Raw genomic sequence first — 15,167 nt, forward strand, 5'->3', positions numbered from 1 at the left:
CTTGGCTGGCCTGAAATTTGACTAAATTTGTTAAGCCTCCTGCAGCGGTACAAACGGCCGGTATACGCTTTATCCGGCGCCGGACTATGGGAGGATTGCCCAAATTCTCACTGGACGCTAAAACCAACATTGCCTTATGAAGCTCGTGATCTCTTTCTGCCTTGCCTGCCTGTGCGGCCTGGCCGCCACCGTTCCCGTCCAGGCGCAGTCCCTGGTCGGCAAATGGCAACTGGTCAAACAAACCAGCTGTCTGGACGATGACGACGACCTGAACGTAGACGACCTGGGCATGCAGGAAGTTGTCGACGACATGAAAAGCCGCGCCGGCGCCTCCGCCCAAATCTTGCAACTGAAAGACAATAACTCCGGCGAAGAGAACACCCGCATTATCAGCCGCAAAAAGACCTATAACTCGCGCTCCTTCCTCTACAAATACGATGGTACCGCCCTGCACTTCCTGGACAAAAAATCCCGCACCATCATCGAAAGCTTCACCGTCGAAAAACTTGAAGGCGATTCCCTTATCATTTCAAATTCCTCAAGAGCCTGCGAGACCAAAGTTTTTGTACGGATAAAACCGTAAATATCTGCCAGCATTCCAACCGTCGTGGTACATCATCAAATCGGCAATAAGTTGCCGATTCCATCCCTTTAGCCTACCAAATACAGTAAAAATCATATAAATAGGCATTATAATGCCGATTCGGAACTATAGTGCCGAAAAATCCGCATATTGTCACAAACGTAGGGTCCTTTAGTGAAAACGGCAGTTAATTACCAAATGTCATGGATATAGACGATGCAAAACTGAAAATCGGAGACGTTCTTCAAGATTCGATGTAAAGGCCGACGGTTCAAAATATCAACAGGAGGATTTTGCGCAGATCGCCCGGGTAACAGAAGAAACGCAAGGCAAAAATTATAAATACGAACTATCGTCCGAGGAAATTGGCACGCTGATTAAACGCCATATTCCGACGTACGCCATAGAGCTTGAAAAATTCTTCCGGGTGATACTATTCAATTATATTTTTTCAAACGGCGACGCATACGTAAAGAATTTCTCTGCCATACAAGCCGATGTCGGTAACTATGTGCTTACCCCGCGTATCACCTCTTGTGCACAAAAATACATTCACCCGGTGAATCAGACATGGCACTGCAACTTTTTAACGATCGCTTTACCGAAGCCTATAATGCAGTTGGATTTTACACCTATGACGACTTTCTGGAGTTTGGAAAAATAATAGGGATTAAAGAGACCCGGGTTATTAAAATCATGGGAGAATTTAATGACAAAGAAGAAAGTATCGACAAATTGGTTGATACCTCTTTTTTAAGAGATGATCTGAAGGAATTTTACAAGCATAGCTATAAGGACAGGCTAACACGTTTGAAAATGGTTTATTCGACACGTGGATGTTAATCGCTTGGATTTTGCAGAAGCTTGAAAATCAAACCTTTCCGTACAAATCAAAACCGTAAACACCATTTTTATTACAAGTTTCAGATTCTAGCGAGATCTAATTATCTTTAGGTTATGAGAACAACGGACATGAAGCGGGAGATTCACAAAATGATAGAGGAACAGAATGATCCGGGCTTTATCAAAGATGTGTACGACATGTTAGAGGCTCAAACTGCATGGAAGAAGTTAATGGATGAGTCGGCTGCCCGGGCTGAGAAAGATTTTGAAGCAGGAAGAGTGTACACACCTGATCAAGTTAGAGAACGTTATAAACAATATTTAAAAGACCGTTAGTGGAAATAAAATACACGTTAGAAGCTATTACACAAATCGATCTGCTGACTAATTTTCTACAACTTCAAGGAATTTCCGAGGCCAAAATTGGCGAAATATTGAACGCCATTTTTACTTCGATTGATTCCTTAAAGAAAATGGAAAACCGGGCCGAGCTGGAGCATCTTTTAGAACATCGATCGAGGGGATATAGGAGGCTCATCTGTCGTCAATATAAGATCGTTTATTACGTCCAAACGACTGCGTAGTTATTGCGGAAATTTTTGACACCCGCCAGGATCCTAACAAGATGAAGGGGTAACGCTGCTGGCCAGGATTTTTTTAGTTCCCGTTTCGCCCGTGCATCTCTGCAAATATCCCCTTATCTTTGCAAAATGGTTGAAACAGACTCCCGGCGCGACATTCGAAAACTCAAGGCAGAAGAGCTGAAGGAATTCTTCGTGCAGCACGGCGAAAAGGCGTTCCGTGCCCAGCAGGTCTATGACTGGCTGTGGAACAAGTCCGCCAAAAACTTCGACCAGATGACCAACCTGTCCGTGGGCCTGCGCGACATGCTCAAAGCGCATTTCGTGATCAACCACATCAAGGTAGACCACATGCAACGCAGCACCGACGGCACCATCAAAAACGCCGTCACCCTGCACGACGGCATGGTGGTAGAATCCGTGCTCATTCCCGCCGAAAAGCGCATCACTGCCTGTGTGTCTTCACAGGTAGGCTGCAGCCTGGCCTGTAAGTTCTGCGCCACCGCGCGCCTCAAACGCCAGCGCAACCTCAGCCCCGACGAGATCTACGACCAGGTGGTCGCCATCAAGGAACAATCGGAGCTGTTCTTTGGCCGCCCGCTGACCAACATTGTATTCATGGGCATGGGCGAGCCGCTGCTCAACTATGCCAACGTCATCTCCGCCATTGAAAAGATCACTTCGCAAAAAGGGCTCAACATGGCGTCGAAACGCATTACGGTCTCGACCGTGGGCGTGGCAAAGATGATCGTCAAAATGGCCGACGACGGTGTGAAGTTCAACCTGGCGGTATCCCTGCACGCCGCGCTGGACAAGACGCGCTCATCCATCATGCCCATCAACGACACCAACCCCCTGAGCGAGCTGGCCGAGGCACTGAAATACTGGTACCACAAAACCAAGCGGAAAGTGACGTATGAGTACGTGGTCTGGAAGGGTATAAACGATAGTGAAGAGCACGCCCGCGCGCTGCTCAAGTTCGCACAGATCATACCGTCGAAAGTAAACCTGATCGAATACAACCCCATCGACGACGGCGAATTCCAACAAGCCTCGGAAGAGTCCATTCGCATGTACATGGACCTGCTCGAACGTCACGGCATCACCACACGCGTACGCAAAAGCCGCGGCAAAGACATCGACGCTGCTTGCGGCCAGCTGGCCAATAAAAACGAAAAGGTATAGATTATTTCTTGCTGGCGTTGAAGAGCTTCTCTTTCTCTTCCTTGGTCAGGCTTTCATAGCCGCCCGCCGAGATCTTGTCGAGGATAGCATCCAGCTCTGCTTGTGACAACGACGAGGATGAAGACTGTGACGACGCCCGCCCGCGTCCCTCCGGCCGGTTGCGCTCGCTGCGATAGCTTACCTTCACCCGCGTACGCGGTTTAAAAAGCCCTTTGATCCACTCCAGCGTGGCCGTGACCCAAGCCCCCCAGTTGGCGCCGGCCTGCAGCTGCTTCACGTATACAAAGCCTATGGCGGCACCGCCCAGGTGCGCAATATTACCGCCCGGGTTGCTGCCCGTCACGCTTAACGACGAAACCACTACGACAAAAGCCGCGATATACTTGATCCGCACAGGACCGAGCAGGAACAAAAAGAATGTATAGTCCGGCAGCAGGGTGGCCGCAGCAACAATGATCGCATCGACGGCGGCCGACGCGCCCACCATGGTCGTACCGTTTTGCGCAATAAAGTATGGCACCGTATTATACGCCAGCAGGTATAACGCTCCGCCGGCGATAGCCCCCAATACATAGACGGCAATAAGTTTATCGCTGCCCAGGTACTCGGCAAAGAGACGACCGAAATAATACAACGCCAGCATGTTGAAGAAAATGTGGCCGATGCCGCCGTGCATAAAGGCGTAGGTCAGGATGGTCCAAGGCCGGTGAATAAAGGCCTGGATCGACGCGGGGATCGTAAACTGCAGATGCACCCAACTCAAGCCACTGGAGAGCCCGGCAATGTCGCCCACGACCGTTATGATTCCCAGCACAACAAAGACGATCACGTTGATGATGATCAGCTGGATCGTCGCATTGTTATACCGGCTGAATGCATTCTTAAAATCTTCGAGCATAGGTCAATATCAAAAGTAGCTGCCGCCCTGGCTTCGCCAGATGCGCAGCAGTATAAATGCAAAGATAATTCCACCCAGGTGGGCAAAGTGCGCTACACCCGCGCCGCTGAGTAAAAAGGTCATGCCACCCAACACCCACACCAGGTACTTGGCCTTGATCGGAATAGGCGGAAACAACAGCATCATTTCCATGTTGGGGAACATCATGCCAAAGGCCATCAAGATACCGTAGATCGCGCCGGAAGCGCCCAGCATCTGCGAGCCGGGGCCATGCAATACGAACGCTTCGATCAGCAGGTGAAATACGCCCGCGCCGATACCCGTCACCATGTAAAAGATAAGGAACTTTTTCTGTCCCCAGAAATTTTCGAGGATCGGCCCCGTCGTGGCCAGCACCAGCATATTGAAGAATATATGGAAGAAATCGCCATGGGCGAACATGTAGGTAAACAGCTGGTACGGCTTGAAGTAGGTTGTCTGCACACCCCACAACGACAGCAGCTCGGTAAGCCCCTGTACAAGGTTTTGCAGCACAAAAACGATCACGTTGATCAAAACAAGATTGCGTACAACCGGTGTGAGTCTGAACATATGGTGTGTTTTAGTCCTTACAGATTAAGTCTATCGAAAGTAACTTTCTATTTTATTGAGTTCCAAAATAAAAAACGTCGGCCGGCCATCCGGCGCATAATTGGGTGTGGTACAAGCAAACAAATTCCCCGTCAGCGACCGCATTTCGGCCTGTTCCAGCACCTGCCCCGACCGGATGGCCGCCCGCCTGGCCAGCGACCGCATCAGGTTTTCTTGCAAAGGCAGTACCAGCTCGGCCTGGTTGACCTTAAACTGCTCGATCAGCCCTTCGAACAGCTCCTTTTCATTGCCCGGTTTTACCCCAGCCGGTATGCCGTTCACCACCATGGTGTTTTTCCCAAAAACCTCCACGCGAAAGCCAAACGCGATCAGCTCCTGGTGGATTTCCAGCACCAGGGCGAAATCGGCCGGCGAAAACGTTATGGCCTGGGGAAACAAGCTCTGTTGGCTTTGGGCTGTCTTGTTCTTGACCTGCGACAGGAATTTCTCGAACAGCACCCGCTCGTGAGCAGCCTGTTGATCGATAATCATCATGCCCGACTTTACCTGTTTAACGATGTAACGGCCGTGAAGTTGGAATAAGGGCTTATCTTCTGTCACCGGCGCATTGCTCGTCTGGTTCATGGCACTCTCAAACCGCAACGTATGCACCGGCGGCGTCTCTTCCTCCCGTGGCCGCGACGGCGTGGGCGTACGCTCCAGTCCCTCGAAAAGCTTTTCCCAGTTGTCGGTCGTGTTGTGATGCTTGTGCAACGCCGTGCTGAAACGCTCGTCAAAATATGCTTCGCGTGTTTCGCCCGCCGCGTTGTTGAGCTTTGCTATAAGGTTCACGTCGGCATCAAAGTCGATGGCCGGCGTCAGGTTGTGCGAGCCGATCGCCTGGCGCACCGCCGCGCGGACCACCGCATACACCGCCCGCTCGTCTACAAACTTGATCTCGGTTTTGGTAGGGTGCACGTTCACGTCTATGTGGCGCGGGTCGATCTCGATAAACAGCACATAGAACGGGAAGCTGCCCTCCGGCAGCAGTCCTTCGAAGGCGCCCATCACGGCGTGGTGCAAATAATTGCTGCGGATAAAACGGCGGTTCACAAAAAGGAACTGCTCCCCGCGTGTCTTGCGGGCAAAGTCCGGCTTGCCCACATAACCGGAAACTTTCAGCTGATCGGTTTCTTCCTGGCAGGTCGCCAGCTGCGACTGATAGGTTTTGCCAAACAGGTTGACAATACGTTGCCCGATCTTGGCCGCCGCCAGGTCGTACACCAGCTCGTCCGATTGTTGCAGCGTAAACCCGATCTCGGGATGCGCCAGCGCCAGCCGTTGAAATTCGTCTATGATATGACGCATTTCCACCGCATTTGATTTGAGGAAATTGCGGCGGGCGGGAATATTAAAGAAAAGATTTTTGACGCAGATGCTCGTACCCTTCTCGCAGGCCGCCGGCTCCTGCCGTTTCACCTCCGAGCCTTCTACGACCAGCAACGTACCCAGCTCCTGGTCGCCCATGCGCGTCTTCATTTCCATTTGGGCCACGGCTGCGATCGACGCAAGCGCCTCGCCGCGAAAGCCCATGGTATGAAGTGTAAAGAGATCTTCGGCACGGCGGATCTTGGAGGTGGCATGACGCTCCAGGCTCATGCGCGCGTCGGTCTCGGTCATGCCGTTACCGTCGTCGATCACTTGCAGCAATGTTTTGCCGGCGTCCTTTATGATCAGGCGCACGTTGCGCGCCCCTGCATCAATGGAGTTCTCCATCAGCTCTTTCACAGCCGATGCCGGCCGCTGCACTACCTCGCCGGCAGCAATCTGGTTGGCGATGGCATCAGGCAGAAGCTGGATAATATCAGGCATGAAACAAGAAGCTAATGTATGACGATGCAAATGTGCACATTTTACCGCACGATTGGAGATGTTTTTGGCCCAGGAGGCCGATTTGCCGGCCGTCCTGTTTTATCCGGTATGATTTTAACCATTAACTTAGCCGTAAAGTTGGCGGCCACCCTATTTTTTAAACGCAACAACCGGATGACAAAAAAGATCTTCTTCTGCCTGCTGGCAGCATTAACGGTATTTTCTTCCGCACAGGGCCAGGCTGTACGCGCGCGCGAGGCCTGGGTAGACAGCGTCTTCAACGAGCTCAAAGGCAAACGTGCCGGCCAGTTGTTCCTGCTGCCCGTATCCACCACCCTCGACGAAGCGCAACTGCGCGACATCGAAGCCAAAGTAAAGAGCAACCAGGTAGGCGGCCTCCTCTTTGCCGGCACCACCACCCCTGTATTACAGGCGCGTCTCATCCGTCGCATGCAGGAAGAAGCCGACATTCCCCTGCTCATCGCGCAGGAAGCCCCCGCCGGGCTCGGCTCGACACCCGACAGCCTGCTGGCCTTTCCTCCGCCCATGATGCTCGGCGCCGTTCGCCCCGACTCGCTTTTATACCAACTGGGCCGCGAGGTCGGCCGGCAGTTAAAACTGTTGGGCGTACAGCTTTACTTCACACCCCTGGCCGATACCGCCCGCAACCCTGCCCCGCTGCGTATGAGCCCGCTGTCGCTCGGCGAGGAGCCGCAACGTGTAGCGCCCAAATCGGTCGCATTTCTGCAAGGCCTGCGAAGCCAGCAGGTACTGTTGTGCGCTACGCACTTTCCACTCAAAGGTATTACCGTGACGGATGTGGAAAAAGGTCGGCCCGCGATACAGCCGTCGCTCGACTCGGCACAAGTATATCCCTATAAAAAGCTCTTCAGCGCCGGGCTGGCGGCCACCATGCCCGCCTCGGGTGCCTTTCCCCTGTTTTATGCCAACAGCAACCAGGCGCGCAAAAACGAATTTAGCTCCGCCATGCTCGCGTCCCTGTATACCGGTCCGTGGCTGAAGCAAAACAGCGCCTACCGCGGCATGTCCTTTGCCGACATCCGCAGCACCGCGGCCATGGCAAAAGACCTGCGCGCCGGCGAAGCCGAGCTCCAGGCCTTTCAGGCCGGCAACGACATGCTGGTATATCCGGCCGACGTTAACGATGCCATCCGGCGCATCCGCCGGGCCATACGCCGCGACGAAAACCTGGAAGCGCAATTCAACGCCACCGTCAAAAAGATCCTCGCCGCCAAATACGACGCCGGCCTGTACAAACGCCAGCTGCCGCCGATCGATAACCTGCCGGCCACGCTGCACCCCGCGAAAACACGCATGCTGGCCGAGCGCCTGGAGCAAGCGGCCATTACCGTGCTGCGCAACCAGGCCGGTACGCTGCCCGTCAAAATACTCGACAATAAATACTTCACCTACTTCGCCACCGACACCACAAAAGTCAACAACATCTTTTACGAGTACCTGGCCCGCTATGCGCAGGTCGCGCAGTATACGATCGACGAGAACACCGGCACCGAAGTATTTGCGAAGGCCGCCGAGCGTCCCGGCACGATCATCATCGGCATCTTTCCGCAAACCACCCCCGAGACCATCGCGCGCGTCAGCGGCATGTTGCCTCGGTTGCTGAACTCCAACGAAGTCATCCTCTGCGACTTTGGCAACGAGCACTTCCTCCGCACCGCGTCGCGTTTCCCGACGGTGATCACCACCTACAAACATTCGCCCGAGCTGCTGCGCAGCGTAGCCGAAGTTATCTTTGGCAGCCTGCCGGCCAACGGGCAACTGCCCCTGGCCGCCTCGGCACTGCTGCCCGCGGGCCTTGGCAGCGCTACCCCCGCACTCGACCGGTTGGGCTATGCGGTGCCCGAAGCCGTGGGCATGGACAGCCGCGTACTCGCCCGCATCGACGACATCGCCAACGAAGCCATCCGCAACCAGGCAACACCCGGCTGCCAGGTGCTGGTGGCCCGCCACGGCAAAGTAGTATACGACAAGACCTTTGGCTATCAAACCTACGACCGCAAGACGCCCGTGGACGAGCAAACCATTTACGACCTGGCCTCGCTCACCAAAGTGTCGGCCACGTTGCAAGCCGTCATGTTCATGCATGAAAAAGGATTGATCGACATCCACCGCAAGGTGTCGCTTTACCTGCCCGAGCTGCGGCGGTCGAACAAAAGAGACATCACCATCATCGAGCTACTCACCCACCAGGCGGGATTACAGCCCTTCATCCCCCTGTGGCCGCAGACGGTAAAAGACACGACGTTCCTGCCGCAATATTATAGCCGCACGCGCACCGCAGCCTTTCCGTTGCAGGTATCGCCGCACCTGTATACCAACAAGGTCATGCGCGACTCCATCTGGTCGTGGGTCATCCAGTCGAAGCTGACCGAGAAGCCGCCACGTACACCCTATCCTTATAAATACAGCGACCTGAGCTTTATGATCCTGCAGCACCTCGCCGAGAAAGTGCTCAACCAACCGCTGGAAGATTTCCTCGCCCAAAACTTTTATGAGCCGCTCGGTGCATACACCACGGGCTTCAACCCGCTCGACCGCTTTCCCGTGCAACACATCGCCCCGACCGAGTACGACAAGATCTACCGCCGCGAGCCGGTAGCCGGTACGGTACACGACGAGCGCGCCGCCATGATGGGGGGCGTAAGCGGCCACGCCGGCCTCTTCAGCACCGCCGGCGACCTGGCCAAGCTCGGCCAGATGCTCTTACAGGAAGGAAACTACGGCGACTATCGTTACTATAAACCGGAAACCGTGCGCCTCTTTGCCGACCGCGTATACAAGGGGCGCCGCGGGCTGGGCTGGGACAAACCCGTACAGAGCGAATGGAACAGCCCCACGTCGATGCTGGCATCCGCCCGCACCTATGGACACACCGGTTTTACCGGAACATGCCTCTGGGTAGACCCGGAATTCGACGTAGTCTATATATTCCTGTCCAACCGGGTCTATCCCGACCGCAGCGGCCGTTTGCTCACCGCTAATATCCGCCCGCGGATTCAGGACGTCATTTATCAGGCAATCTTTCAATATTGCGCGAATTCGCAATAAATTAACAATTGCACGGAAACTTACGTGCGCTTAAAAGGGTTACGCTTCCATAAATCCTACCACCACGTGCAACAGATAAAGATCGGCATCGTCTGCTACCCTACCTTTGGCGGTAGCGGCGTTGTGGCCACCGAACTGGGCAAAGCCCTGGCCCAGGAGGGCCACAAAGTACATTTCATTACCTACTCGCAACCGCCGCGACTGGACCTTTTCAACGAGAATCTGTTCTATCACGAGGTAGACTTCCGCAATTACCCGCTGTTTGAGTTCGCGCCCTACGAGCTGGCCCTGGCCAGTAAAATGGTCAGCGTCGTGAAGAACGAACGCCTCGACCTGCTGCATGTGCACTATGCCATACCGCACGCCTCGGCAGCCTACATGGCCAAACAGATCTTGCAATCGCAGGGCATTACGATCCCCATCGTCACAACCCTGCACGGTACCGACATTACGCTGGTGGGCAAAGACCCTTCCTACGAACCGGTCGTGACCTTCAGCATCAACCAGTCCGACGGCGTGACCGCGGTATCGGCCGACCTGAAAAAGGAGACCTACGAATACTTCCCGATCGTGAACGACATCGAAGTCATTCCCAACTTCATCGACCTGGAAAAATTCAAGAAGCAAAAGAAAGATCATTTCAAGAAAGCGATCTGCCCCAACGGCGAGATGCTGATCGTGCACACCTCTAACTTCCGCAAGGTGAAGCGCATACCCGATGTGATCCACGTCTTTGCCAACATCCGCAAGGAGATCCCGGCCAAGCTGCTGATGATCGGCGACGGACCGGAACGGGGAAATGCCGAGAAGATGTGCCGCGAGCTGGGCATCTATGAAGACGTTCGGTTCCTCGGAAAGCTCGACGCCGTAGAAGAGGTACTGTCTGTAGCCGACCTGTTCCTGATGCCGTCGGAAAAAGAAAGCTTTGGTCTGGCGGCGCTCGAGGCCATGGCCTGCGAGGTGCCGGTGATCTCCTCCGACACGGGCGGGCTGCCCGAGCTGAATATCGACGGTCAGACCGGCTTTATGAGCCCGGTGGGAGATGTGGAAGATATGACCCAAAAAGCATTGCTCATTCTCGATAAAAATAACCTCCCACGCTTCAAGGAAAATGCGCTCAAGCGGGCACAAGAATTTGACATAACACGCATATTACCCTTATACGAAAATTATTATCAGCGAATTCTGGAAAAAACTGCAGCCAAAACCATCGTTTAAACGTTAATTTTGGGCAGAGCCAGAACCTAAAATGTGATTTTCACAAAGTTTAGTATGTGTATGGAGGCATCAAGAACATTACCCAAAAACAAAGGAACCAAACAGCTTTTTCAAAATCCGATCCTGGAAAAACTATCCAGAACCCATATTTCAGTTCCGTTAATCGTATTTTTTCTGTACGCAGGAGGATTGCTCTACTGGAGCATCATGCATACTACCCTGGACGCCTGGAAAACCGTCGGCCTGTTTGCCGCCGGCTTGATCTCATTTACGTGGGTGGAATACAACGTACACCGCTACGTGTTCCACATGCCCACATACACCCGTTTCCGGGAGAAGCTGCAATACACCATGCATGGTATACACCATGAGTTCCCCAAAGACAAAGACCGGTTGGCCATGCCGCCGCTGCTGAGCATCACCATCTCTACCGTGCTGCTCCTGCTGCTGCGCCTTGTCATGGGCGACCTGGTATTCGCCTTCCTGCCGGGCTTCCTGGTGGGCTATGCCGCCTACCTGGCCGTTCACTACATGGTACACGCCTACCAACCCCCGAAAAATGCTTTCAAGAAGCTTTGGGTGAACCACAGCGTACACCATTATAAGGACGGCGAAGTGATCTTCGGCGTATCGTCACCGCTATGGGACTACATCTACGGAACCATGCGCGAAAAAAAGGCGGCAGCCTAGCACAGCATTAAAAATAACATCAAAAGCCATCGGGTCAGGTGCCGGGTGGCTTTGTTGTTTGTCGCCATTTCCGGCTCCCCACGGAATTCTCAAAGTTTTAAGAAATTAAACTTTGACGCTGAACCAGAATAGTGTAATTATTGGTTAGAGTTTGAAAGAACAGGCATGCTCGGACACCGCTTTACGAAATACACGCCGCCGGAAGAAAAAGGAAAAAGCGATTTTGAAAAGTTGCTGAACATCTTCATGCAGTTGGTGCTGATGACTTCCGGCAATGTAGCGGAGGCACTCCAATGGCTCACCGAAGTAGACCGCCAGCACGGCCTGACGAACGGCACCTACGGCATCGGCGATTTTATCGAAGATCTCAAGAAGAATGGCTATATCACCGACGAAGGCCCGAAGGGTGAGTTCAAGCTCAAACCCAAGAGCGAGCAAAGCCTGCGGCAGTCCGCGCTCGAAGAAATCTTCGGAAAGCTCAAGCGCACCCGGTCGGGCGAGCACAACACGTCTCACAGCGGCCGCGGCGATGAGCAAACCACCGAACGGCGCGACTATGAGTTCGGCGACACGCTGGAACAGATCTCGGTGACCGACTCGCTGCGCAACGCGCAGATCAACCACGGCCTGGAAAGCTTCTTCATGACCGAAGAAGACCTGGAAGTGATGGAAAGCGAATATAAAACGCAGACCTCTACCGTGCTGATGATCGACATTTCGCACTCCATGATCCTCTACGGCGAAGACCGCATCACGCCCGCCAAGAAAGTGGCCATGGCACTGGCCGAGCTCATTACCAAGAAGTATCCAAAAGACACGCTCGATATACTCGTCTTCGGCGACGACGCCTGGCAGATCGCCATCAAAGACCTGCCCTACCTGCACGTAGGCCCGTACCATACCAACACCGTGGCGGGACTCGAGCTGGCCATGGACATTCTGCGCCGGCGCAAGAACGCCAACAAGCAGATCTTCATGATCACCGACGGCAAGCCTACCTGCATCAAGCAAGGCATAAAATATTATAAGAACGCCTTTGGGCTCGACCAGAAAATACTCGGGGCTACGCTCAACCTGGCTACGCAGCTGCGCAAGCTCAAGGTGCCGGTCACGACCTTTATGATCGCCACCGACCCGTACCTGAAAGCCTTCGTACGCGAGTTTACCAAAGCCAACAACGGCAACGCGTACTACAGCAGCCTGGAGGGACTCGGCAACCTGGTCTTTGAAGATTTTAAACGGAACCGCACCAAAAACCTGTAAGAAGAACACAGATCGTTCCGGCCGTTCCTTCCGTATAGATACTTACCTGATTTCCACACACCGTATGCAGCATACATCCATCAAAAACGTAGGAGAGTTAAAAAGATCGGGCTACACGCCGCGGTCCATCCGCGAAGAGCTTCGCCAGAACCTGATCCAAAAGCTTCAAAAGAAAGAATCAGTGTTTGCCGGCATCTGGGGATATGAAGAGACCGTCATTCCCGACCTGGAGCGTGCCATCCTGGCCGGCCACGACATCAACCTGCTCGGCCTGCGCGGACAGGCCAAGACGCGGCTGGCCCGCCTCATGGTCAACCTGCTGGACGAATATATACCCGTTATCGAAGGCGCCGAGCTGAACGACGACCCGCTCGCCCCCATCTCACGCTTCGGCAAAGACATCGTGGCCGAGCGTGGTGACAACACACCCGTCGTCTGGCTGCACCGTAGCGAGCGCTATACTGAAAAGCTGGCCACCCCCGACGTGTCCATCGCCGACCTCATCGGCGACGTAGACCCCATCAAGGCCGCCAGCCTCAAGCTGCCCTATTCCGACGAGCGTGTGATCCACTTCGGCCTCATTCCGCGTTCGCACCGCTGCATTTTTGTCATCAACGAGCTGCCCGACCTGCAAGCGCGGATCCAGGTGGCGCTCTTCAACATCTTACAAGAGGGCGATATCCAGATCCGGGGCTTTAAGATCCGCATGCCGCTGGAGATCCAGTTTGTCTTCACGGCAAACCCCGAAGACTATACCAACCGGGGCAGCATCGTTACGCCGCTCAAAGACCGCATCGACAGCCAGATCATTACACACTACCCGCGTACGCTCGACATCGGCCGCCGCATCACCCAACAGGAAGCACGTCTCAAAGACGAGCAGCGCACCCGCGTGTCGGCCCACGACATCACCAAAGACCTGGTGGAGCAGATCGCGTTCGAAGCCCGCAAGAGCGAATATGTAGACGCCAAGAGCGGCGTATCCGCGCGTCTGACCATCTCGGCCTACGAAAACCTCGTCGCCGCCGCCGAACGCCGTGCGATCATCAACCAGGAGAAAACAACCCAGGTACGCATTGCCGACTTCATCGGCGTCGTACCGGCTATTACCGGCAAGGTAGAGCTGGTATACGAAGGCGAGCAGGAAGGTCCCGGCATTGTGGCGCAGAACCTGATCGGCAAAGCCCTGCGTACACAGTTCGCCAACTACTTTCCCGATCCCGATAAATTCCGCAAGCAAAAGGAGAAGAGCCCCTATAAGAAGATCGCCGATTGGTTTAACGACGGCAACGCCGTAGACGTGCTGCACAACATGCCCCAGGCCGACTTCGAGAAAGCGCTGAAGGCCGTGCCCGGTCTGGCCGAGCTGGTACAAGAGCTGCACCCCGGACAAGACGCCCCGGCACGCCTGCTGCTGATGGAGTTTGCGTTGCACGGCCTGGCCGAGCATAGCCTCATCAGCAAACACAACCTCACGGCCGGCCTGCAATTTAAGGATCTGCTCAGCGGTATGCTCTCCATGCCTTCCGGCCGCCGGGAGGAAGACGACGAAGAAAACGACGACGAGTTCCCGAACGGACGATTCCGGTAAACACCGGCACAACGCCCTGGCTCCATGAAGCTACACGAATCGTATACCTTCCATGCGCAGCAATTTCAACAGCTCAAGAACCTCGTGGCCCAGGGCGAAGGCCTGACGCTGGAGTTCAAACGCAAGGCTGCATTTCCCGACAAGATCGTACGGGAGATGATCGCCTTTGCCAATACCAAAGGCGGTATATTGCTCGTGGGCGTCGGTGACGACCTGAGCATACCCGGGCTGAAGTATCCCGACGACGAGTCCTACGTCATCCGGCAGGCACTGCAAAAGTGTACGCCACCCTTGCCGTACATCGAAACCTATATACCCATTGGCAACGCGCGCACGGTGCTGCAATACGAAATACCCGAAAGCACCGTAAAGCCCCACGCCCTGCAGGTGGAAGAACGTCGCCAGGAATCCTATGTACGCGTAGAAGATAAGAGCATCAAGGCAAGCCGCGAAGTGCGCCAGATCGTGCGGCGCCTGGGCCAGAAGCGCGATGTATACTTTCACTACGGCAGCTACGAGCAGTTGCTGATGCGGTACCTCGACGAGCATCCATCCATTACGTTGCAAACCTTTATGACCATCAGCGGGTTGAAAAAATCGCTGGCGTCACACAAGCTGGTCTTACTGGCTATAGCGGGGGTTCTGAAGGTAACGCCACACGAGCGGGGCGATCTGTATTCATTGGTCTTACGGCCGGGCAGCCGTTCAACGGGGACGTAAAGGTATAAAAAAACTTCGTTTTATTCCCTCTATCGAAATCTTAACCATTTTTTTACATTTCGT

14 protein-coding genes are annotated in these 15,167 nt (G+C 54.2%); 11 read left to right on the forward strand and 3 right to left on the reverse strand.

The annotated features are described in order from the left end of the window. Positions 1 to 136: 136 nt before the first annotated feature. The 5 genes from KK078_RS13265 (at position 137) to rlmN (ending at position 3,192) form a co-directional block, all read left to right on the forward strand. Positions 137 to 583: a hypothetical protein gene (locus KK078_RS13265; RefSeq protein ID WP_254090765.1), complete on the forward strand. Its 447-nt coding sequence runs from the start codon at positions 137 to 139 to the stop codon at positions 581 to 583. Between the two features lie 301 nt (positions 584 to 884). Next, positions 885 to 1,247, forward strand: coding sequence for a HipA domain-containing protein (locus KK078_RS30820; protein ID WP_394370564.1), 363 nt, complete (start codon positions 885 to 887; stop codon positions 1,245 to 1,247). Then, a complete protein-coding gene (locus KK078_RS13270; RefSeq protein WP_254090766.1) occupies positions 1,154 to 1,426 on the forward strand; it encodes a hypothetical protein in 273 nt (90 codons plus the stop codon). Before KK078_RS30820 ends, KK078_RS13270 begins: the two co-directional genes overlap by 94 nt. Positions 1,427 to 1,540: 114 nt before the next feature. Then, the gene (locus KK078_RS13275) at positions 1,541 to 1,762 is read left to right on the forward strand and encodes a hypothetical protein (protein ID WP_254090767.1); all 222 of its coding nucleotides are present in this window, start codon (positions 1,541 to 1,543) and stop codon (positions 1,760 to 1,762) included. Between the two features lie 374 nt (positions 1,763 to 2,136). Further along, positions 2,137 to 3,192: a 23S rRNA (adenine(2503)-C(2))-methyltransferase RlmN gene (gene rlmN / locus KK078_RS13280; RefSeq protein ID WP_254090768.1), complete on the forward strand. Its 1,056-nt coding sequence runs from the start codon at positions 2,137 to 2,139 to the stop codon at positions 3,190 to 3,192. Position 3,193: 1 nt separating this feature from the next. Here the strand turns inward: rlmN and KK078_RS13285 are convergent, their stop codons facing one another. The 3 genes from KK078_RS13285 to mutL are packed head-to-tail and all read right to left on the reverse strand — an operon-like array spanning position 3,194 to position 6,532. Beyond that, positions 3,194 to 4,090 carry a rhomboid family intramembrane serine protease gene (locus KK078_RS13285; protein WP_254090769.1) on the reverse strand — a complete coding sequence of 299 codons (897 nt, stop codon included), beginning with the start codon at positions 4,088 to 4,090 and terminating at the stop codon, positions 3,194 to 3,196. A gap of 9 nt (positions 4,091 to 4,099) precedes the next feature. Then, the gene (locus KK078_RS13290) at positions 4,100 to 4,681 is read right to left on the reverse strand and encodes a rhomboid family intramembrane serine protease (protein ID WP_254090770.1); all 582 of its coding nucleotides are present in this window, start codon (positions 4,679 to 4,681) and stop codon (positions 4,100 to 4,102) included. Positions 4,682 to 4,711: 30 nt separating this feature from the next. Beyond that, positions 4,712 to 6,532: a DNA mismatch repair endonuclease MutL gene (gene mutL, locus KK078_RS13295; protein ID WP_254090771.1), complete on the reverse strand. Its 1,821-nt coding sequence runs from the start codon at positions 6,530 to 6,532 to the stop codon at positions 4,712 to 4,714. 174 nt (positions 6,533 to 6,706) lie between these two features. Between mutL and KK078_RS13300 the strand changes: the two genes are divergently transcribed. The 6 genes from KK078_RS13300 (at position 6,707) to KK078_RS13325 (ending at position 15,104) form a co-directional block, all read left to right on the forward strand. Next, complete coding sequence (locus KK078_RS13300) at positions 6,707 to 9,622, forward strand: serine hydrolase (RefSeq protein ID WP_254090772.1); 2,916 nt, start codon at positions 6,707 to 6,709, stop codon at positions 9,620 to 9,622. A 75-nt stretch (positions 9,623 to 9,697) separates the two neighbouring features. After that, positions 9,698 to 10,840: an N-acetyl-alpha-D-glucosaminyl L-malate synthase BshA gene (bshA, locus tag KK078_RS13305; RefSeq protein ID WP_254090799.1), complete on the forward strand. Its 1,143-nt coding sequence runs from the start codon at positions 9,698 to 9,700 to the stop codon at positions 10,838 to 10,840. A gap of 207 nt (positions 10,841 to 11,047) precedes the next feature. Further along, positions 11,048 to 11,530 (forward strand): sterol desaturase family protein, encoded by a 483-nt coding sequence (locus KK078_RS13310; RefSeq protein ID WP_317195906.1) that lies wholly within the window; start codon positions 11,048 to 11,050, stop codon positions 11,528 to 11,530. Between the two features lie 165 nt (positions 11,531 to 11,695). Further along, positions 11,696 to 12,793 carry a vWA domain-containing protein gene (locus tag KK078_RS13315; RefSeq protein WP_254090774.1) on the forward strand — a complete coding sequence of 366 codons (1,098 nt, stop codon included), beginning with the start codon at positions 11,696 to 11,698 and terminating at the stop codon, positions 12,791 to 12,793. A 64-nt stretch (positions 12,794 to 12,857) separates the two neighbouring features. After that, positions 12,858 to 14,384 carry a P-loop NTPase family protein gene (locus tag KK078_RS13320; protein ID WP_254090775.1) on the forward strand — a complete coding sequence of 509 codons (1,527 nt, stop codon included), beginning with the start codon at positions 12,858 to 12,860 and terminating at the stop codon, positions 14,382 to 14,384. Positions 14,385 to 14,408: 24 nt separating this feature from the next. Further along, positions 14,409 to 15,104: an AlbA family DNA-binding domain-containing protein gene (locus tag KK078_RS13325; protein WP_254090776.1), complete on the forward strand. Its 696-nt coding sequence runs from the start codon at positions 14,409 to 14,411 to the stop codon at positions 15,102 to 15,104. The last annotated feature ends 63 nt before the right edge of the window (positions 15,105 to 15,167 follow it).

This window comes from Dawidia soli (assembly GCF_018598185.1).
Taxonomy (GTDB): domain Bacteria; phylum Bacteroidota; class Bacteroidia; order Cytophagales; family Cyclobacteriaceae; genus Ohtaekwangia; species Ohtaekwangia soli.

What these genes read in the sequence shown, in the direction of transcription:
- KK078_RS13285 (WP_254090769.1), bottom strand. Translation starts at nt 4,090, where the DNA reads ATGCTCGAAGATTTTAAGAATGCATTCAGCCGGTATAACAATGCGACG.
- KK078_RS13325 (WP_254090776.1), top strand. Translation starts at nt 14,409, where the DNA reads ATGAAGCTACACGAATCGTATACCTTCCATGCGCAGCAATTTCAACAG.
- KK078_RS13265 (WP_254090765.1), top strand. Translation starts at nt 137, where the DNA reads ATGAAGCTCGTGATCTCTTTCTGCCTTGCCTGCCTGTGCGGCCTGGCC.
- KK078_RS13300 (WP_254090772.1), top strand. Translation starts at nt 6,707, where the DNA reads ATGACAAAAAAGATCTTCTTCTGCCTGCTGGCAGCATTAACGGTATTT.
- KK078_RS13270 (WP_254090766.1), top strand. Translation starts at nt 1,154, where the DNA reads ATGGCACTGCAACTTTTTAACGATCGCTTTACCGAAGCCTATAATGCA.
- mutL (WP_254090771.1), bottom strand. Translation starts at nt 6,532, where the DNA reads ATGCCTGATATTATCCAGCTTCTGCCTGATGCCATCGCCAACCAGATT.
- KK078_RS13320 (WP_254090775.1), top strand. Translation starts at nt 12,858, where the DNA reads ATGCAGCATACATCCATCAAAAACGTAGGAGAGTTAAAAAGATCGGGC.
- KK078_RS13290 (WP_254090770.1), bottom strand. Translation starts at nt 4,681, where the DNA reads ATGTTCAGACTCACACCGGTTGTACGCAATCTTGTTTTGATCAACGTG.
- KK078_RS13310 (WP_317195906.1), top strand. Translation starts at nt 11,048, where the DNA reads ATGCATACTACCCTGGACGCCTGGAAAACCGTCGGCCTGTTTGCCGCC.
- KK078_RS13275 (WP_254090767.1), top strand. Translation starts at nt 1,541, where the DNA reads ATGAGAACAACGGACATGAAGCGGGAGATTCACAAAATGATAGAGGAA.
- KK078_RS13315 (WP_254090774.1), top strand. Translation starts at nt 11,696, where the DNA reads ATGCTCGGACACCGCTTTACGAAATACACGCCGCCGGAAGAAAAAGGA.
- rlmN (WP_254090768.1), top strand. Translation starts at nt 2,137, where the DNA reads ATGGTTGAAACAGACTCCCGGCGCGACATTCGAAAACTCAAGGCAGAA.